The 15,686-nt window shown below is 61.6% G+C and carries 14 protein-coding genes; 6 read left to right on the top strand and 8 right to left on the bottom strand.

Going from position 1 to position 15,686, the window contains the following annotated elements; all coding sequences use genetic code 11:
* Window positions 1-828 carry a protein-disulfide reductase DsbD domain-containing protein gene (locus tag AB8A27_RS18260; RefSeq protein WP_441243122.1) on the bottom strand — a complete coding sequence of 276 codons (828 nt, stop codon included), beginning with the start codon at window positions 826-828 and terminating at the stop codon, window positions 1-3.
* A gap of 154 nt (window positions 829-982) precedes the next feature.
* On the opposite strand from AB8A27_RS18260, the gene AB8A27_RS18255 reads away from it, so the two are divergent.
* Window positions 983-1,621 (top strand): YqgE/AlgH family protein, encoded by a 639-nt coding sequence (locus AB8A27_RS18255; protein WP_441243121.1) that lies wholly within the window; start codon window positions 983-985, stop codon window positions 1,619-1,621.
* A gap of 2 nt (window positions 1,622-1,623) precedes the next feature.
* Here the strand turns inward: AB8A27_RS18255 and AB8A27_RS18250 are convergent, their stop codons facing one another.
* From AB8A27_RS18250 to AB8A27_RS18240, 3 genes are all read right to left on the bottom strand, one after another.
* Complete coding sequence (locus tag AB8A27_RS18250) at window positions 1,624-3,234, bottom strand: hypothetical protein (protein WP_441243120.1); 1,611 nt, start codon at window positions 3,232-3,234, stop codon at window positions 1,624-1,626.
* 149 nt (window positions 3,235-3,383) lie between these two features.
* Window positions 3,384-6,260: an EAL domain-containing protein gene (locus AB8A27_RS18245; RefSeq protein ID WP_309948672.1), complete on the bottom strand. Its 2,877-nt coding sequence runs from the start codon at window positions 6,258-6,260 to the stop codon at window positions 3,384-3,386.
* 123 nt (window positions 6,261-6,383) lie between these two features.
* Window positions 6,384-7,379 carry an NAD(P)H-quinone oxidoreductase gene (locus AB8A27_RS18240; RefSeq protein WP_441243119.1) on the bottom strand — a complete coding sequence of 332 codons (996 nt, stop codon included), beginning with the start codon at window positions 7,377-7,379 and terminating at the stop codon, window positions 6,384-6,386.
* Window positions 7,380-7,487: 108 nt separating this feature from the next.
* Between AB8A27_RS18240 and AB8A27_RS18235 the strand changes: the two genes are divergently transcribed.
* From AB8A27_RS18235 to AB8A27_RS18220, 4 genes are all read left to right on the top strand, one after another.
* Complete coding sequence (locus AB8A27_RS18235; protein WP_441243118.1) at window positions 7,488-7,679, top strand: DUF1192 domain-containing protein; 192 nt, start codon at window positions 7,488-7,490, stop codon at window positions 7,677-7,679.
* 477 nt (window positions 7,680-8,156) lie between these two features.
* Window positions 8,157-8,669: a protease adaptor protein RcdA gene (gene rcdA, locus AB8A27_RS18230; protein WP_115030175.1), complete on the top strand. Its 513-nt coding sequence runs from the start codon at window positions 8,157-8,159 to the stop codon at window positions 8,667-8,669.
* Between the two features lie 86 nt (window positions 8,670-8,755).
* Window positions 8,756-9,841 (top strand): acyltransferase family protein, encoded by a 1,086-nt coding sequence (locus AB8A27_RS18225; RefSeq protein ID WP_441243117.1) that lies wholly within the window; start codon window positions 8,756-8,758, stop codon window positions 9,839-9,841.
* Window positions 9,842-10,165: 324 nt separating this feature from the next.
* Window positions 10,166-10,999, top strand: a complete 834-nt coding sequence (locus tag AB8A27_RS18220) for a MipA/OmpV family protein (RefSeq protein ID WP_441243116.1) — start codon at window positions 10,166-10,168, stop codon at window positions 10,997-10,999.
* Window positions 11,000-11,049: 50 nt separating this feature from the next.
* On the opposite strand, the gene AB8A27_RS18215 is transcribed toward AB8A27_RS18220, so the two are convergent.
* Both AB8A27_RS18215 and rpmE read right to left on the bottom strand, forming a co-directional pair.
* Window positions 11,050-11,685, bottom strand: coding sequence for a TetR/AcrR family transcriptional regulator (locus tag AB8A27_RS18215; RefSeq protein ID WP_441243115.1), 636 nt, complete (start codon window positions 11,683-11,685; stop codon window positions 11,050-11,052).
* Window positions 11,686-11,862: 177 nt separating this feature from the next.
* Entirely contained in the window at window positions 11,863-12,093 is a 231-nt protein-coding gene (gene rpmE, locus AB8A27_RS18210) for a 50S ribosomal protein L31 (protein ID WP_115030167.1), read from the bottom strand.
* A gap of 225 nt (window positions 12,094-12,318) precedes the next feature.
* Here rpmE and AB8A27_RS18205 point away from each other — a divergent pair, with 225 nt between their 5' ends.
* Window positions 12,319-14,181, top strand: a complete 1,863-nt coding sequence (locus AB8A27_RS18205; RefSeq protein ID WP_441243114.1) for an ABC transporter ATP-binding protein/permease — start codon at window positions 12,319-12,321, stop codon at window positions 14,179-14,181.
* A 20-nt stretch (window positions 14,182-14,201) separates the two neighbouring features.
* Here the strand turns inward: AB8A27_RS18205 and AB8A27_RS18200 are convergent, their stop codons facing one another.
* Both AB8A27_RS18200 and AB8A27_RS18195 read right to left on the bottom strand, forming a co-directional pair.
* The gene (locus AB8A27_RS18200) at window positions 14,202-14,648 is read right to left on the bottom strand and encodes a GNAT family N-acetyltransferase (protein WP_441243113.1); all 447 of its coding nucleotides are present in this window, start codon (window positions 14,646-14,648) and stop codon (window positions 14,202-14,204) included.
* Between the two features lie 4 nt (window positions 14,649-14,652).
* On the bottom strand, window positions 14,653-15,684 hold the full coding sequence (locus AB8A27_RS18195; RefSeq protein ID WP_092144895.1) for a peptidoglycan -binding protein: 1,032 nt from the start codon (window positions 15,682-15,684) through the stop codon (window positions 14,653-14,655).
* Window positions 15,685-15,686 lie beyond the last annotated feature (2 nt).

Below are 15,686 nucleotides of genomic sequence, written 5' to 3'. Positions count from 1 at the left end.
TCAGGGCAGGTTGACGTTGAATTCATACGCCCGGTCGCTGCCGACCAGCGTCAGTTTCAGGGCTGCGCCGTCGGTCGTGGCGCCGGGCGGCACGCCGTCGAGTTCGAAGCTGAAGCGCTTCACGCCTGGCGGGCTTTTAGCGTCCAGTTTGGGGATCGGCAGCGCCCATTCCGGCGTCGGCCCTTCGACGAACAGGTTGGGTTCGCTGCCTTCCGGAGCAACGACGTCGACGAACACATTCTTGCCCTCGCGCTTGATGTCGCGGACCGTCAGCGGATTGGCGTCGCCCATGGTGGCCGGCTTAGGCACGGTATCGAGCGCTGCGGTCAGCGCACCGTCTTCAGTGCTGGCCACGCTGGTGAAAGCCAGCTCGGCATTGGCGTCGACCGGAATGCAGAGCTTGTCGCAGACCGCGTAATTGATCGCCGCACGGAGAATCACAGGCTTGCCGGGGTCCTTGGCGATCACCCGCATTGGCAGCACCACCTGTTTCACATAGCCCAGCGACAGGCCGCCGGCCCCATCCTCGAATTTTTTTGGCGCCGGCCACAGGATGGTGACGGTATCCAGGTTCTCCGATTTGGAGAAATCGAAGCGTGGCGGCACCCCGGAATCGCCGGGGTTCCGCCAATAAGTGTGCCAACCGGGTTGCAGCTGGATCGCGATACCCCCCAGCATCACCGGCCCGCTACGCGAGCCTGCCACAAGCCTGATCTGCGAATGACTGTCTATCTGCCAAGGTGAGGTGTCCTCTGCCTGTGCGCTGCAGGTGAGGAGCAGGCCCGCGGCGCAGACAGCGACAATGTGGTAGGGAACAGATGCGGTCATCGGGCGTCCTTACAGGGTAGGCCTGTCATAAAGCCAAACCTGTCTTAAGCTATTGAACTGCTTGTGATCCGGTTTTCGTATGCGTTGCGGAAGGCTGATTGACAGAACCCAGACCCAATATCAGGATAAGCAAGGAAATGAGAGCGGTTTGCTGATGGAACCCACTCGCAAGCGCCCCCGGAAAAGCCGCGCGAAATCCAGCGTTGGCGACACTGGCAACTACCTCGACGGGCAGTTGCTGATCGCCATGCCTGTGATGGAAGACGAGCGCTTCGCCCGTTCGGTGATTTACGTCTGTGCGCATTCGTCGGAAGGTGCCATGGGCATCATTGTTAATCGGCCTGCTGGAAGCATCGATTTTCCCGAATTGCTGGTGCAACTGGACATCATCGAGAAGTCCGACGGCATCAAGCTCCCGGAAAGCGCCGAAAGCATGAAAGTGCTGAAGGGGGGCCCGGTCGAGACCGGACGCGGCTTCGTGCTGCATTCCAGCGACTTCTTCATCAAGGATGCGACGTTGCCGATCGACGATGGCGTCTGCCTCACGGCGACCGTGGATATCCTGCGCGCCATCGCCAATGGTGGTGGACCCAAGCATGCGATTCTCGCGCTCGGCTATGCCGGCTGGGCGCCGGGCCAGCTGGAAGACGAAATCCAGGGCAACGGCTGGCTGCATTGTGCGGCTGATGAGGATCTCATCTTCGGCAGTGATATCGAGGAGAAGTATCTTCGCGCGCTGCAGAAGATCGGGATCGCCCCCGGGATGTTGTCGGCCGAGGCCGGGCACGCCTGACGTCAGGAGCCGGTGGAGCGCAACGGACACGCCACGTTAGTGGAGCCCAGTTGGGCACCTTCGATCTCCACGCAGGGCTGTGATGCATCGATCATCAGGTCATAGGCAGCCAGTGCTTCTGCAGGGAACGGCCGGCCTTTGATGTGCATCTCCCACACGCCGCCGGGCAACGGCTCCTTCAAACCCGCTCGAATGCGATTATCGTATTTGCCGGCAGGCAGGATCGGCAAAGCGAGATCGGCAATCGTATAAAAGCGGGATCCAGCAGGCAGGAGCGGTGCGACGAAAGCCAGCGGCTTGTCGAGCAACAGATAGGTCGCGGGCTGTGAAAGCCGCGATGAAATCATTGGCGCATATGGATTTGACCATGGTCGTCGCCACCAGTCGGTTGGCTGCGACCATGCAGCGGTGATCGCTGCAATGATGAAGATCGAGCGGCTTGCGTGCTGGCCGACAGGATGGATGGGGGCGGTCGAGCGGAATGCCGTGACGATGCGTACCAGCAACAGCACGATCAGTGGCCCGGTCAGCAATTCCAGTGCGACGGCATAGCGCTGGATCGAGAACAAAATCAGCCAGACCGCATAAGACGTGACAAAGAAGATCAGGAGCTGCGAGTCGCGCCGCGAAAAAATAGCGCGCGCATGCCTCATTTGAGCAATGAAGGCGATCGGAAGCAGCACGCATAGCATCGCAAAGCGTGCGTCGCGAAACGGCAGTTCTGAGCTGCGGAAATTTCCGACGAGCCAATAAAACGGATAGGCTAGGCCATCCAGAATTCCGTTCGGAATGAACTGGCGGTCGAGCAGCGTAATCTCTCGCATCTCCGGCGAGGGAAACAGACTATTCAGCAACGGAAAGAACGGATTGCCGAATTCACGCCACAGCATCAGGCTCCAGACGCCGCCCGTCATGATCGTGCCGATCGCGCCGCCGATGGCGAGGCAGGTCACGGCCACCAGAGGGCGTGCGGCAGCAAGTGCGGCGCCCGCCAAGCCAATTGCGAAGACGATGTTGGTGAGTTTGAAGCCGAGCGCGAGGCCGACCAAAAGTCCTGCGACGATGTAACGTATCGGTCGCGGCTCATCGGTAGCCAGCATCAGTGCCAGCCCGGCGATAATCGGGATCGCAGTGAGAATGTCGGAAAAACTGGTGCCGACTTCCGACAGCGTCATCGGCCCCAGCGCAGCCAGCAGCAACGCAGCGACAACCGTCATCACATTGGCTGCGTGCCCGAGCACGATCCGGGACAGCCAGTAGATAAGCACGAGGTTGAGGCCATGCACCGCGCCCATGGTCATCCCGGCAATAGCCGGGGGCAGCGCGTGACGGAGATAGTACCAAGGGAAGTAGATAATCGGGTTGAAGTGGGTCTGGAAGCCCGGTGGGATTACATCGTGATCGTAACGGCCATTGAGCAACGCCCAGACGTTGTATTCGTGATAATTCTGCCAATCCCAATTGGCATCCTCGCCGGCCCATCCGGCGTAGACTGCGCCGATCGCCATCGCGCCCGCCACGACCAAAAACGGCCGAAGCCGGTCATGGGGATGCGGGGCCGCAGCCGCGGCGTCCGCCAGAAATGGGAGTTCATGGGTGGAAATTGACGTCACGATGAGCGATGCAACCACAGATGAATATGGTGCTTGCCTATCGAGTTAATCTTGCCGAATTGCTAAATGCGACTCGCACACTCTTTCCTTGCAGACGGCAAGAGGTCGCAGGTGCGCAAGTATGGTTTACGAGCGGTATCCGGCTCGTGTCAGCTCGCCGCTTCCAATCGCTCTTCCGTCAGCATGCGCATCGCGGCATCCGCATCCATCGGCTCGCCAAAGGCGAAGCCCTGCGCGTATTCGCAGCCGAGCTGATACATTTCCACCGCATCCGAGTCCGTCTCGACGCCCTCTGCCACGACATCCATGCCAAGGTCGTGCGCCATCGCGATGATGGATTTGAGGATCACCGGGCGGGTGCCGCGCGAGGTGGTGCGGACGAAAGACTGATCGATCTTCAGCGTGTCGAACGGGAAACGCTGCAGATAAGATAGCGACGAGTGGCCGGTGCCGAAGTCGTCGAGCGAAAGGCCCGTACCGAGTTCGCGAATCCGGTGCAGCATCTGCGCTGCATGTTCCGGATTTTCCATCACCAGCGATTCCGTGAGTTCGAGCTTCAGCGTGCCACGAGCGACTGACGAGCGAGACAGCACGGTGCGGATGTCATGCAGGAGGTCGTGGCGCAGCAGCTGCCGCGAGGACACGTTGACGCTGGCGAAGATCGGTTCACGCGAGCGCATCGCGCGCTGCCAGATCGCGAGTTGTCGTGCGGTCTGATCCATCACGAACATGCCAAGATCGATGATCAGGCCGATCTCCTCGGCGATTGCGATGAATTCCGACGGCGACATGCGACCGAGCTTGGGATGATCCCAGCGCGCCAGCGCTTCGAAACCGGCGATGGAGCGATCTTCCAGCCGGACGATGGGCTGGTACAGGATGGTGATTTCCTGGCGCTCGATGGCGCGACGCAACTCAGATTCGAGCGTCAGGCGGTCTGTCTTGCGGGCGCGCATCGCCGGTTTGTAGACATCGATACGGTCGCCGCCGATCCGTTTCGAATGATACATCGCGAGCTCGGCGTCCTTGATGAGCTCGTCAGTCAGGGGCACAGCGGGATCGCTCAGCGCCAGGCCGATCGATGCCGTGAGGAAGATCTCGCGGTCGTTGAAGGCGATCGGGGCGCGGATGGTCTTGCGGATGGTTTCGGCGAAAGCAGTGATCTTGGCTGCGTCCTGCTCCGACATCAGGATCAGGCCGAACTGGTCGCCGGCGAGGCGGGCCAGCGTATCCTGCGGTTTCAGGATGCGGGTGAGGCGGCGGGCCAGCGTCAGAAGGATCGAGTCGCCGACGGCGATGCCGACGGAATCGTTGACCTGTTTGAAGCGGTCGAGATCGATCACCATGATGGTCGGGCGCATCGTCGGCACGGTCTTGGAGAAATTCGCCACTGCGTTCAGGCGATCGATGAACAGCTTACGGTTCGGCAGGCCGGTCAGGTTGTCATGCACGCTGTCGTGGAGCATGCGCTCTTCAGCGTTCTTGATCTCGGTCACGTCGGTGAGGGTGCCGACCACGCGCGAGACTTCACCGTCGGAGCCGACCACCGGGCGCGCCTTAAGCGCGAACCACATGAAGTGGCCGTCGGGCGTGCGCAGGCGGAAGTCCTGCACCAGGCGGCCACGGCGCTGGTCGAGCACGCTGTCGAGGGCAGCGCGGAAGCGGTCCTGATCGAGCGGATGCAGTACTTCGAGCCAGCTTGCAGCAGGGCCCTCCAGCGTGCCGCGCTTGAGGCCGAGCAGCGCTTCGGTCTCGGGCGAGGTGAATACCTTGTCGGCGGAGACGTCCCAGTCCCAGATCAGGTCGCCGGAGCCGGTCAGCGCCAGCGCGCGGCGCTCGACGTCCGAGACGATGCCATTGGTGGCGCCACCGCCTGCGAAAGCATGCTGCATGACCGTGAAGCCGATCAGCATCACGATCAGCACGAGGCCGCCGAGCAGCGCCGGGCCGACGATGTCATTGGTGACACTGCCGGCGACAGTCATACCCGCGGCGACGACCCATACGACGAGCAGGAACCAGGTCGGGATCAACAACACCGCGCGATCGAAGCCGTGGGTGGAGAGATAGACGATCAGGGCAAAGCCGGCGAAGGCAATCAGCACCAGTGAGATGCGCGCGATGCCTGAGGCGACAGCAGGATCGAACAGCGCCAGACCGACGAGAGAGCCGAGAAAGGCGAGCCAACCCAGCGTGATGTGCGAGTAGCGTACATGCCATCGACTGAGATTGAGATAGGCAAACAGGAACACCAGCAGCGTCGCCGCCAGGATCGCTTCACCCGAGGCGCGCCAGACGCGCTCGGCGCCCTGGGACATGTCGAGCACCTTGCCCCAGAAGCCGAAGTCGACACCGATATAGACGAGCACAGCCCAGGCCAGCGCCGCGGCAGCCGGGAACATGATGCTGCCCTTCACCACGAACAGGATCGTCAGCACCAATGCCAGCAGGCCGGAGATGCCGATGACGATGCCCTGATACAGCGTGAAGGAGTTGACCTTGTCCTTGTAGGCTTCCGGCTCCCACAGATAGAGCTGCGGCAGCTTGTTGGTGCGCAGTTCGGCGACGAAGGTGATGACAGCGCCGGGATCGAGAGTGACGCGGAAGATATCTGCGGTGGCGCTATCCTGACGTTCGGGACGATCCCCGGTCGACGGCGTGATCGTCGCAATGCGCGACAGGCCAAGATCGGGCCAGAGCAGGCCGGACGACACGATGCGATAATGCGGCGCGACGATCAGGCGATCGAGCTGATCGTCGGTGTTGTTGGCGAGCGCGAACACCACCCAGTTCTGGCCGGCTTCGCGGCCACGCACTTCGATGCGGCGAACGATGCCGTCGGTGCCGGGTGCGGTGGAGACCTGGATGCGGTCGGTGTCGCTGTGCTGATATTCGAGAATGCCGGTGAGATCGATTGCGGGCGCATCACCGCGGACGCTGACAGCGTCAACAGCCTGTGCCGGTGCTGCGGCAACAACAATCATCAGGCCGAGCGCGAGCGGCGCGAGCCACCTGATCAAACGCAATGTCATTCTCCGCGATCAACAAAACATCGACCCTGCGTCACGCAGAAGCAGGGCCATTTCCCGACGCGCGATAAATGACATGAAAGCGAGATAAATCAAAGGGTTTCCGGCTGTTCTCCAGCCCTAAACGACCAACACAATTTTGCCAATATGTGCGCTGGTTTCCATGCGTTTATGCGCGTCTGCAGCCTTTTCCAGCGGGAAAGTGCTGTCCATCAGGGGCTTAACCTTGCCGGCCTTGAGCAGTGGCAGGACATTGGCCTCGATCGCCCGGACCATGGCGGCCTTGTCGGCATTGGTGCGGGGCCGCAAAGTCGAGCCGGTATAGTGCAGCCGCTTCACCATGATCTTGGCGGCGTTGATTGTGGCTTTCGGCCCATTCAGCACCGCAATCTGCACGATGCGGCCATCGACAGCGGCGGCGTCGAAATTCTTCTCCACATAGTCCGCGCCCACCATGTCGAGGATCAGCTCGACGCCGGTCTTGGTGATCTCCTTGACGCGTTCGACGAAATCCTCGGTCTTGTAGTTGATGGCGTGATCGGCTCCGAGCTTGAGGCAGGCATCGACCTTGTCCTGCGAGCCGACCGTAACGATCACCTTGGAACCGAGCGCCTTGGCGAGCTGGATCGCCATGGTGCCGATGCCGGAGGAGCCGCCATGGATCAGCACGGTTTCGCCGGGCTGCAGTCCGCCGCGCTCAAACACATTGTGCCAGACGGTCATCAGGGTTTCGGCGGTGGCGCCGGCTTCCGTCATCGAGAAGCCTTCGGGGACGGTCATCGCCTGCGCGTCTTGCGCGATGCAATATTGCGCGTAGCCACCGCCGGCGACCAGCGACATCACCTTGTCACCGAGCTTGTGTTTGGTGGCGCCCTCGCCGAGAGCGACGACTTCACCGGAAATTTCGAGGCCGGGCAGGTCGCTGGCGCCGGGCGGCGGCGGATAGCTGCCGGAACGCTGCGCCACGTCGGGCCGATTAACGCCGGCGGCGGCGACCTTGACCAGAATTTCGCCGGGACCTGGTTTCGGAACCGGACGTGTTTCGGGAATCAACACCTCGGGGCCGCCCGGTTTGCTGATACCAACAACGGTCATTTGCGCGGGCAGCTTTTCCATGATTTGTCCTTGCGGCGTGCGGGATGTCGACTGGCGATCTGATTAAACAGCCGGATCAGTGCTGGCAACATCCGGTGCATATTTGAACTTGAGACGGGGAGGGCCCCAATGGCGATCGACGACGACGACAAGTCGAAGAAGAAGGTCAGCCACGAGATCGGGCAGGATCTTTCCCTGCTATCGGTGGAAGAACTCGCAGACCGGATCGCGCTGCTCAATGGCGAGATCACGCGGCTGCAATCGAGCATGACCTTGAAGCGTGCGACGCGCGACGCGGCGGATCGATTCTTCAAGTCGTGAAGTCGGTGTCGTCAGCCTGAACGTACCGGGGTACCCGGTCGAGCCGGGTGACGACAGCAGGTGAAGTTCGTGTGCGGCCTTCATTCAATTCAATCATACTCCCGCGAGCGTCCCAATCCGGGACACATCGCGATACTTCACATGGCAAACGGATCGTGAAGAAAGCCCGCGCATTTACGCGCAATTAAGCTTTCTCGCATATTACTCAAATTGTCCTTGTTTGGACACCGAGTGGCTCCTGTCCACTCTGTTTGACGCCTCCCTGTTATCAACTTTAAAGCCGCCGGAAACGGCGGCTCTTTTTTGGTACGTCTGTCCCCATTCGGGGCGTCCGCGATCGTTCAATCGCGTTGGAAACCATAAATACTTCTTTAATTTTACGCCGCTGGACTCTCACGCACGCACGCGTAATGATTTGTTCATCATAAGCCCGCCGCTCAGAGCTGGCTGCGAAACCATTTGCGTGAGGCGTTAACTATGTCGGATCGTTTGCACAGCGAACCCGCTCTCGTTCAGTTCAGCGAGCGGCTGACCAATTCTGCTGCCTTCGGCGCCTTGTTTCGCGAGGGGATGGATCTGGTCGAAGAGACCGCGTCCTATCTTGACGGCGTCGGTCGTACCGAGGCGAAGGCTCTGGATCGCTCCGTAAGCCTGACCTACGCCACCGAGAGCATGCGCCTCACCACGCGCCTGATGCAGCTGGCCTCGTGGCTGCTGCTGCACCGAGCGGTGAAGGAAGGCGAAATGACGCTGACCCAGGCCAATCGCGAAAAGACCAAGGTGAAGCTCAGTGCCGCCGATCCGAGCCCGGAAGAAATGCTGCTCAAATTGCCCGAGCAGCTGCAGATCCTGATCGCGCGTTCGATGGTGCTGCAGACCAAGGTTCGTCGCCTCGACGTCTCGATCCACGCTGCAACCACCACGCATGCCCCGATCGGCAATCCACTGGTGCCGCAGCTCAATCGCCTGAAGGCCGCGTTCGAGCGCTGATCGCGCGTCCCCCGCATTCTTAAACGCTGTTCCTCGCTCGCGGCTCATGCGCTAAACATGAACCGGCTGAAGCGGGGGCATTTGCGATGGCAGACGATATCAGGGCGTTGACCGGAGTGCGCGGCGTCGCCGCCGCTGTCATCGTCGTGTATCATTTCGGTGACGTGCAGCTCGCAACCGGCGGTACCGGTTCGTTTTTCCGTATCCCCTACGGCTATCTGCTGGTCGATCTGTTCTTCATGCTGTCTGGCTATGTGATGGCGCTGACCTATCGCGACGCGTTCCTGCATCTTACCGGCAAGGCGTTCGCGCATTTCATGCTGAAGCGGGTCGCGCGGCTGTACCCGGCCTATTTCATTATTGGCCTGTTCTATGTTGCCAAGATCGCGGCTGGCCTCTCCGGCGAGAAGCTGGAGATGTTTTCGGCATGGGACTGGACCGGCAACCTGCTGATGATGACTGGCTGGGGGCTCTATATTTTTCCGATCATCGGTGTGGCCTGGGCGGCGAGCGCCGAGATGGGCTCTTATCTGCTGCTGCCGATCCTGATGGCCGCTACCCAGCGTTGGAGCAAATGGATCGCGGGGCTTGCGGTGATCGCGGCGCTGCTCGGCATCTATGCCGTGAGCGTCAGCGGCCGCGGGTCGGGCGGGCCGCTCGACGTCGTCAACGGCAATTCGCTCTATCCGCTGCTGCGCGCGGTGGGAGGCTTCACGCTGGGCCTTGCGATCTTTCGCTTTGGGGATGTGGTCGATCGCCTGTCAGCGGGCGTGCAGGACGTTCTTGTGGTCGCACTGCCCCTCGCCATCATCGCGGTCGGTCTCGCAGATGCCAGCGATCGCTTGATGTATCTGCTGTACATCCCGCTGGTCGGGGTGCTCTCGCGTGACGGCCGGATGGCGCAACTTTTGTTCGGCAACGCGCTGGTCTATCGGCTCGGTATCATCTCGTATTCGATCTACCTGATCCATCCGCTATTCGTGAGCTTTGCGATCAGGACCTGGCGGCATTTCGGCCAGACCGAGATTGTCTATATCGCTGCGTCACTGGTCTGTTTCGCCATCATCTGGGCGTTGGCGGAAGTGAGCTATCGCTTCATCGAGATGCCGGGGCGCAACTGGATCACGCAGCGGTTCATCCCGCGGAGAAGCGACGCGCCGGTGAAGGCGTAGGCATCGGCGCTATCAAGTCGGTAATGCGGCGCGATGCCGCAGACGGCTGCAATCCATTCCTTCAGATATCACTGTCATGCTGTCCCGAAATGTGAGTGATGGCATCCTGCGGGTAACGCCATTTCTCGCAAAGTACTGCGGGCATAGGGTTTATTGGCGGTGATCCATTCCTCCGGCGTTTGGCCAATGCGAGTTTTGAGAACAGATAGCACCCGCTATCTTCTCATTGCTGCGGTGACTCCCTGTCGCACCGGGACAGTCGCAGCGATGTGGCATTGAAGCGCGGCCACACCGAAACTCCGCGCCGGTCCAAGTAGGAATCTGATGTCTTTGTCTCCTCGTTTGTTCGGTATCATCGGTGTGCTGGCATGTCCCGCGGTTGCAGTGGCGGCAGATCCGGTGGTGATGTTGCCGTCGGTGCCGTTCGTGCCCTCGGCCTCCGGTGGCTGGACCGTGACCGTCGGGATCGGCGGCGAGATGCAACCATCCTATGAAGGCGCCGGGAGTTCCGAACTTGCGCCAAAGCCGATCATCTCGATCCGACGAGCGGGGACGCCGGCGCGCTTCAAGAGCATGCGGGACAATGCGAGTTTCGCCCTGATCGATGTTGGCGGTTTTCGTGCCGGTCCGGTTGGCAGCTATAAAGCGGCGCGCAAGGCCGCCGACCACAGCGAACTGCGGGGCCTGCGCGACGTCGATTTCGCCGTCGAACTCGGTGGTTTTGCCGAATATTACGCCTTCGACTGGCTGCGCCTGCGCTCCGAACTGCGCCGCGGTCTCGGTGGCCACGAGGGTATCGTCGCGGATTTTTCGGCTGATGTGATCGTGCCGCTCAACGAGCGGATGACCTTTGCTGCCGGCCCGCGCTACCGGGTGACGGATGCGAAATACGCGGAGACTTACTTCAGCGTCAGCAATATCGAGGCGCTTGCGTCAGGTTTGCCAGTTTACGACGCCAAGGGCGGTTCGAGTTCAGTCGGTGCGGGCGCGCAGCTGCGTTACAAGCTCGATCCGCAATGGGAAGTGCGCGGCTATGTCGAATATGACAAGCTGCTCGGCAGCATCGCCGACAGTCCGCTGGTGAAATTCCGTGGGTCGACCAATCAGGTCACTTACGGCCTTGGCGTCGCTTATTCGTTCGATGTCGGCGTGCGATAGCTCGTGCGATAGCACAGCGTGGCCAATACGGCGCACGCTAGCTCGTGCCTCTAGCGCTCGCCGATCAGATAGTACGACAACATCGTATCCAGCTCCTGTTCCAGCTCGCCGCTGGCGAAGGCCTCCGGACGGAAAGCGATCGCTGCATCGAGCGCCGAACCGACCATCCTTGGAATGAAGAAACTTCCCGCCTCGCGATTGAAGCCGGGGCGCAATTCGTCGGCGTGGCGGTCGAACATGCCGCGTAAGAACCCTTGCCGCTGCGGGAAGCGGTCGAATTGCCATTGAACCGGGGGGTGAACAGGGGGGCGGCCGGAAGCGGTCTCCATCAAGACTCTCAGCAGCGGTAGCACGCGTGCATGCTGGCTGATCGCGGTGTTCAGACCGGAGCGGACGAACCCGCGCAGATCCAGCCCTTCGAAGCCTGAAATGGTCTGCCAGATATTTTCGGACATTTGGGCTTCTGTCCGGCCATGGAGGGCCCCGAACAGCGCGTCCCGGTTTGGAAAGTACTGATAGAGCGATCCGATGCTGACTCCGGCGCGCTCCGCAATCCGGTTAGTGGTGGCCCGGTCGTATCCCTCGTCGACAAGTACGAGGGCAGCGGCGTCCAGAATGATTCCCACGGTCGCAACGGAGCGCGCCTGACGCGGCTTCTTGCGGTGGTGTCCGGTCTTGGTCGGCATGGTCTCGTTGCGCCCCCGCGCAAGGTAATATGGCGCACCTTATTGGGAGGGCAACGGAGGCGGTTTTAAGGTACCGTCGTGGCAATGGTCGTCCAGCAACAAAAAAACGCCCCTGCAAGCTGCAGAGGCGTTTTGAAAGGCAGTCGGACCAGCCCGAAAGGGCCAACCCTGAAAGGATTAGTCTTCCTTCTTGAGGAAGCCCGAGAACTTCTTCTGGAAGCGCGACACGCGGCCGCCGCGGTCGAGCAGCTGGGTGGTGCCGCCGGTCCAGGCCGGGTGCGACTTCGGATCGATGTCGAGGTTCAGCTTATCGCCTTCCTTGCCCCAGGTGGAACGGGTCTGATACTCCGTACCATCGGTCATAACGACCGTAATGTTATGATAATCCGGGTGAATTTCGGCTTTCATGACGGTTCCTTCGGCGCGCCGGCGCCTGAATCTCTGTGATTTCGATGGCGGATTTGGCCGCTCTATATCGCAGGAACGTGCAGGAGACAAGGACTGCCGTGACGGATCATGGCCCTTTGGGGCATTGCCCCCGGGCAATTTGCCCTGCCGGGAATTGACCTAGGTCATTTGCCTCGGGGCCCGCTCCGGCCTATCTCAGGGCAACGCCAAGAACGGTTATAAATCATGAGTGCAGTCGAACGGCTTGAGACCCCCCGCGCGGCCAAGCCGCCGCTTCCGCAGCCCGATCCGGTGGTGGCGGAGCCATCGCTGGCAGACGCTGTCGCGGAGTCTCCGGTACGACCCGGCCGAGCCAAATTGCGCCCGCTTTTGGCACTGGCGCCCTATGTGGCGCGATATCGCGGTCGGGCCCTGCTGGCGCTGGTGTCATTGACCATTGCGGCCGTGACGACGCTGGTCGTGCCGATTGCGGCCCGCCGTATGATCGACTTCGGCTTCAGCCCCGAAGGCATCGCGATGATCAACAACTATTTCAGCGTGATGATCGCTGTCGTGGTCGTGCTCGCGCTGGCCAGCGCGGCCCGTTACTACCTCGTCATGACCATCGGCGAGCGCATCGTCGCCGACCTGCGGCGCGACGTGTTCAAGCATCTCACCGCTCTGTCGCCAGCCTTCTTCGATACGTCGCGCTCGGGCGAACTGGTGTCGCGGCTCACGGCCGATACCACACAGATCAAGTCGGCGGTCGGCGCGTCCGTATCCATCGCGTTGCGCAACCTCGTGCTGTTTCTCGGCGCGGCAGCCATGATGGTGGTTTCCAGCCCCAAGCTCTCCGGCTTCGTGCTCGCGGCGATCCCGCTGATCGTGATCCCGCTGGTGGCCTTCGGGCGCTGGGTGCGGCGCCTGTCGCGCAACGCGCAGGATACGCTGGCGGAAGCCTCGGCCTATGCCGGCGAACTCGTTGGCTCGATCCGTACCGTGCAGGCCTATACTAACGAGCAGTTGGCGAACGCGCGCTTCGGCAAGGAAGTCGAGCAGGCCTATGACGCCGCGCGCGGCTCCACGCGCGCCCGCGCCGTGCTGACTGCGGTTATCATCTTCATCGTGTTCTCAAGCGTCGTGGGCATTTTGTGGGTCGGCTCACATGATGTGCTGACCGGCGCGCTGACGCCGGGCCGGCTCGGCCAGTTCGTGCTCTATGCGGCCTTTGCCGCGTCCAGCCTCGGCCAGCTCAGCGAAGTGTGGGGCGAGATCTCGGCAGCGTCGGGCGCGGCCGAGCGCCTGTTCGAAATCCTCAACGTCAAATCCGCCGTGGTTGCCCCGGCAGCGCCCCGCGCCTTACCGCAGCCCGCACGCGGCGACGTCGTGTTCGACAATGTCTCCTTTGCCTATCCGACCCGACCGGACATCCTGTCGGCAGCTGGCGTGTCGCTGTCGGTGAAGGCGGGCGAGAAGGTTGCCATCGTTGGCCCGTCCGGCGCCGGCAAGAGCACGCTGTTTCATCTGCTGCTGCGCTTTTACGATCCCAAGAGCGGCGCCATCTCGGTCGATGGCGTACCGATCCGCGATGCCGATCCGCGCGAGCTGCGCAAACGTATCGCATTGGTGCCGCAGGACTCCGTGGTGTTCGCAGCAACCGCCCGCGAGAACATCCGCTTCGGTCGTCCCGATGCCACGGACGCCGAAGTCGAGCACGCGGCGTCATTGGCCCATGCGACCGAATTCATCCGCCGCCTGCCGGGCGGATTCGAAGCGCAACTCGGTGAGCGCGGCGTGACGCTCTCGGGCGGCCAGCGTCAGCGCATTGCGATTGCCCGCGCCATCCTGCGCGACGCACCTTTGCTGCTGCTCGATGAAGCGACATCTGCGCTGGATGCCGAATCCGAAACACTGGTGCAGACTGCGCTGGAAGAGCTGATGAAGCACCGGACCACGCTGGTGATCGCCCATCGCCTCGCCACCGTGCTGTCCTGCGATCGGATCCTCGTCATGGAGCACGGCCGCGTCGTCGAGCAGGGCACCCACGCCTCGCTGGTTGCCGCTAACGGGCTTTATGCAAGGCTGGCAAGATTGCAGTTCAACCTGTGACGCCGGTGCAGCCGCGACGTTCAAGGCTTCCATTCCATCAGGTCGACTGCTCGGCCTGACGTGTTCACTTCATCGCCCGTTTTGACGAAGCCGTTGCGTATATAGAATTTGATAGCGCGGGCATTGTCGGCGTTGACCTTGAGCGTTACGCCTCCGGGGGAGAGACGTTTGGCGTCATCGACCAGCAGGCGAGCAACATCCGATCCCCATTTCGCCGGGCTTACTACCAACTGATCGAGATAACCCTTGCGGTCGATGGTGACGAAACCCACCATCGCACTGTTTTGCTCGGCGACTACGATCTGCGCCACTGGTACCAGCTCGTCGCGCCACCGCGTGCGCCACCACTCGACGCGGGCGTCGAAATTGATCGAGGGATAGGCTTGCCGCCACGTTTCCAGCCACAGTGCGATGGAGGTGTCTTCATCACTCTCGCGATAGGGCCGCAGCTGGAATGTCTCAGGCATGCCCTCAGCGCTCGGTAAGCTTGAGTTCGATGCGACGGTTGCGCTTGTAGGCTTCCTCGGTCTGCGCCGTATCCAGCGGCTGATTTTCGGCGAAGCCTGCGGCGACGAGGCGCTGCGCGGGGACGCCGAGCGAGATCAGATATTGCACCACCGAAATCGCACGTGCCGACGACAGTTCCCAGTTCGACTTGAACAGCGGGCTGTTGAGGATGGGTCGCGAGTCGGTATGGCCGTCGACACGCATCACCCAAGCGATCTCGGCGGGAATCTGCTTGTCGAGTTCGATCAGCGCACTGGCGACCTTGTCGAGTTCGGCGCGGCCTTCCGGCAACAGTAGCGCCTGGCCGGCGTCGAAGAAGACTTCTGACTGGAATACGAAGCGGTCGCCAACGATACGGATATCGGGGCGGTTGCCGAGGATGGCGCGCAGGCGCCCGAAGAATTCCGAACGATAGCGCGACAGTTCCTGAACGCGCTGCGCCAATGCGACATTGAGGCGTGTACCGAGGTCGGCAATGCGCCCTTGCGATTCCTTATCGCGCTTCTCGGAGGCCTCCAGAGCCTCCTCGAGGGCCGCGAGCTGACGGCGTAGCGCGGAGATCTGCTGGTTCAGTATCTCGACCTGCGCCAGCGCGCGGGCCGTGATCTGTTTCTCGGAATCGAGGGCCTTGGTCAGTTCGTTGTTGCGGCCCTGCGCATCAGAGCCGGCACCGGCGAGGCCGTCATAAAGTCCCTTGACCCGGTCGCGCTCGGATTCTGCGGCGGCGAGGCCGGCGCGCATCTGCGATAGCTGTTCGTCGAGATTGAGCTTGCCGAGCTTCTCCAGCGACAGCAGGTCGTTCAGCTGAGCCAGTTTTGCGGTGAGCTGCTCTAGCGCCTTGTCCTTGCCAGTGACTTCCTGCGACAGATAGAATTGCACGACGAGGAAGATCGACAGCAAGAAGACGATCGCGAGCACCAGCGTCGACAGCGCATCGACGAAGCCCGGCCAGTAGTTGAATTCGGAAGAGCCGCGGCGATTGCGTGCCAATGCCATGG

Source organism: Tardiphaga sp. 768_D3_N2_1, from assembly GCF_052076105.1.
In the GTDB taxonomy this organism is placed as follows: domain Bacteria; phylum Pseudomonadota; class Alphaproteobacteria; order Rhizobiales; family Xanthobacteraceae; genus Tardiphaga.
This window is presented reverse-complemented; position numbering and strand designations above follow the sequence as displayed.

Coding starts and splice junctions, on each gene's coding strand:
- AB8A27_RS18220 (WP_441243116.1), top strand. CDS start 10,166: ATGTCTTTGTCTCCTCGTTTGTTCGGTATCATCGGTGTGCTGGCATGT.
- AB8A27_RS18195 (WP_092144895.1), bottom strand. CDS start 15,684: ATGGCATTGGCACGCAATCGCCGCGGCTCTTCCGAATTCAACTACTGG.
- AB8A27_RS18260 (WP_441243122.1), bottom strand. CDS start 828: ATGACCGCATCTGTTCCCTACCACATTGTCGCTGTCTGCGCCGCGGGC.
- rcdA (WP_115030175.1), top strand. CDS start 8,157: ATGTCGGATCGTTTGCACAGCGAACCCGCTCTCGTTCAGTTCAGCGAG.
- rpmE (WP_115030167.1), bottom strand. CDS start 12,093: ATGAAAGCCGAAATTCACCCGGATTATCATAACATTACGGTCGTTATG.
- AB8A27_RS18225 (WP_441243117.1), top strand. CDS start 8,756: ATGGCAGACGATATCAGGGCGTTGACCGGAGTGCGCGGCGTCGCCGCC.
- AB8A27_RS18235 (WP_441243118.1), top strand. CDS start 7,488: ATGGCGATCGACGACGACGACAAGTCGAAGAAGAAGGTCAGCCACGAG.
- AB8A27_RS18205 (WP_441243114.1), top strand. CDS start 12,319: ATGAGTGCAGTCGAACGGCTTGAGACCCCCCGCGCGGCCAAGCCGCCG.
- AB8A27_RS18255 (WP_441243121.1), top strand. CDS start 983: ATGGAACCCACTCGCAAGCGCCCCCGGAAAAGCCGCGCGAAATCCAGC.
- AB8A27_RS18240 (WP_441243119.1), bottom strand. CDS start 7,379: ATGGAAAAGCTGCCCGCGCAAATGACCGTTGTTGGTATCAGCAAACCG.
- AB8A27_RS18200 (WP_441243113.1), bottom strand. CDS start 14,648: ATGCCTGAGACATTCCAGCTGCGGCCCTATCGCGAGAGTGATGAAGAC.
- AB8A27_RS18215 (WP_441243115.1), bottom strand. CDS start 11,685: ATGCCGACCAAGACCGGACACCACCGCAAGAAGCCGCGTCAGGCGCGC.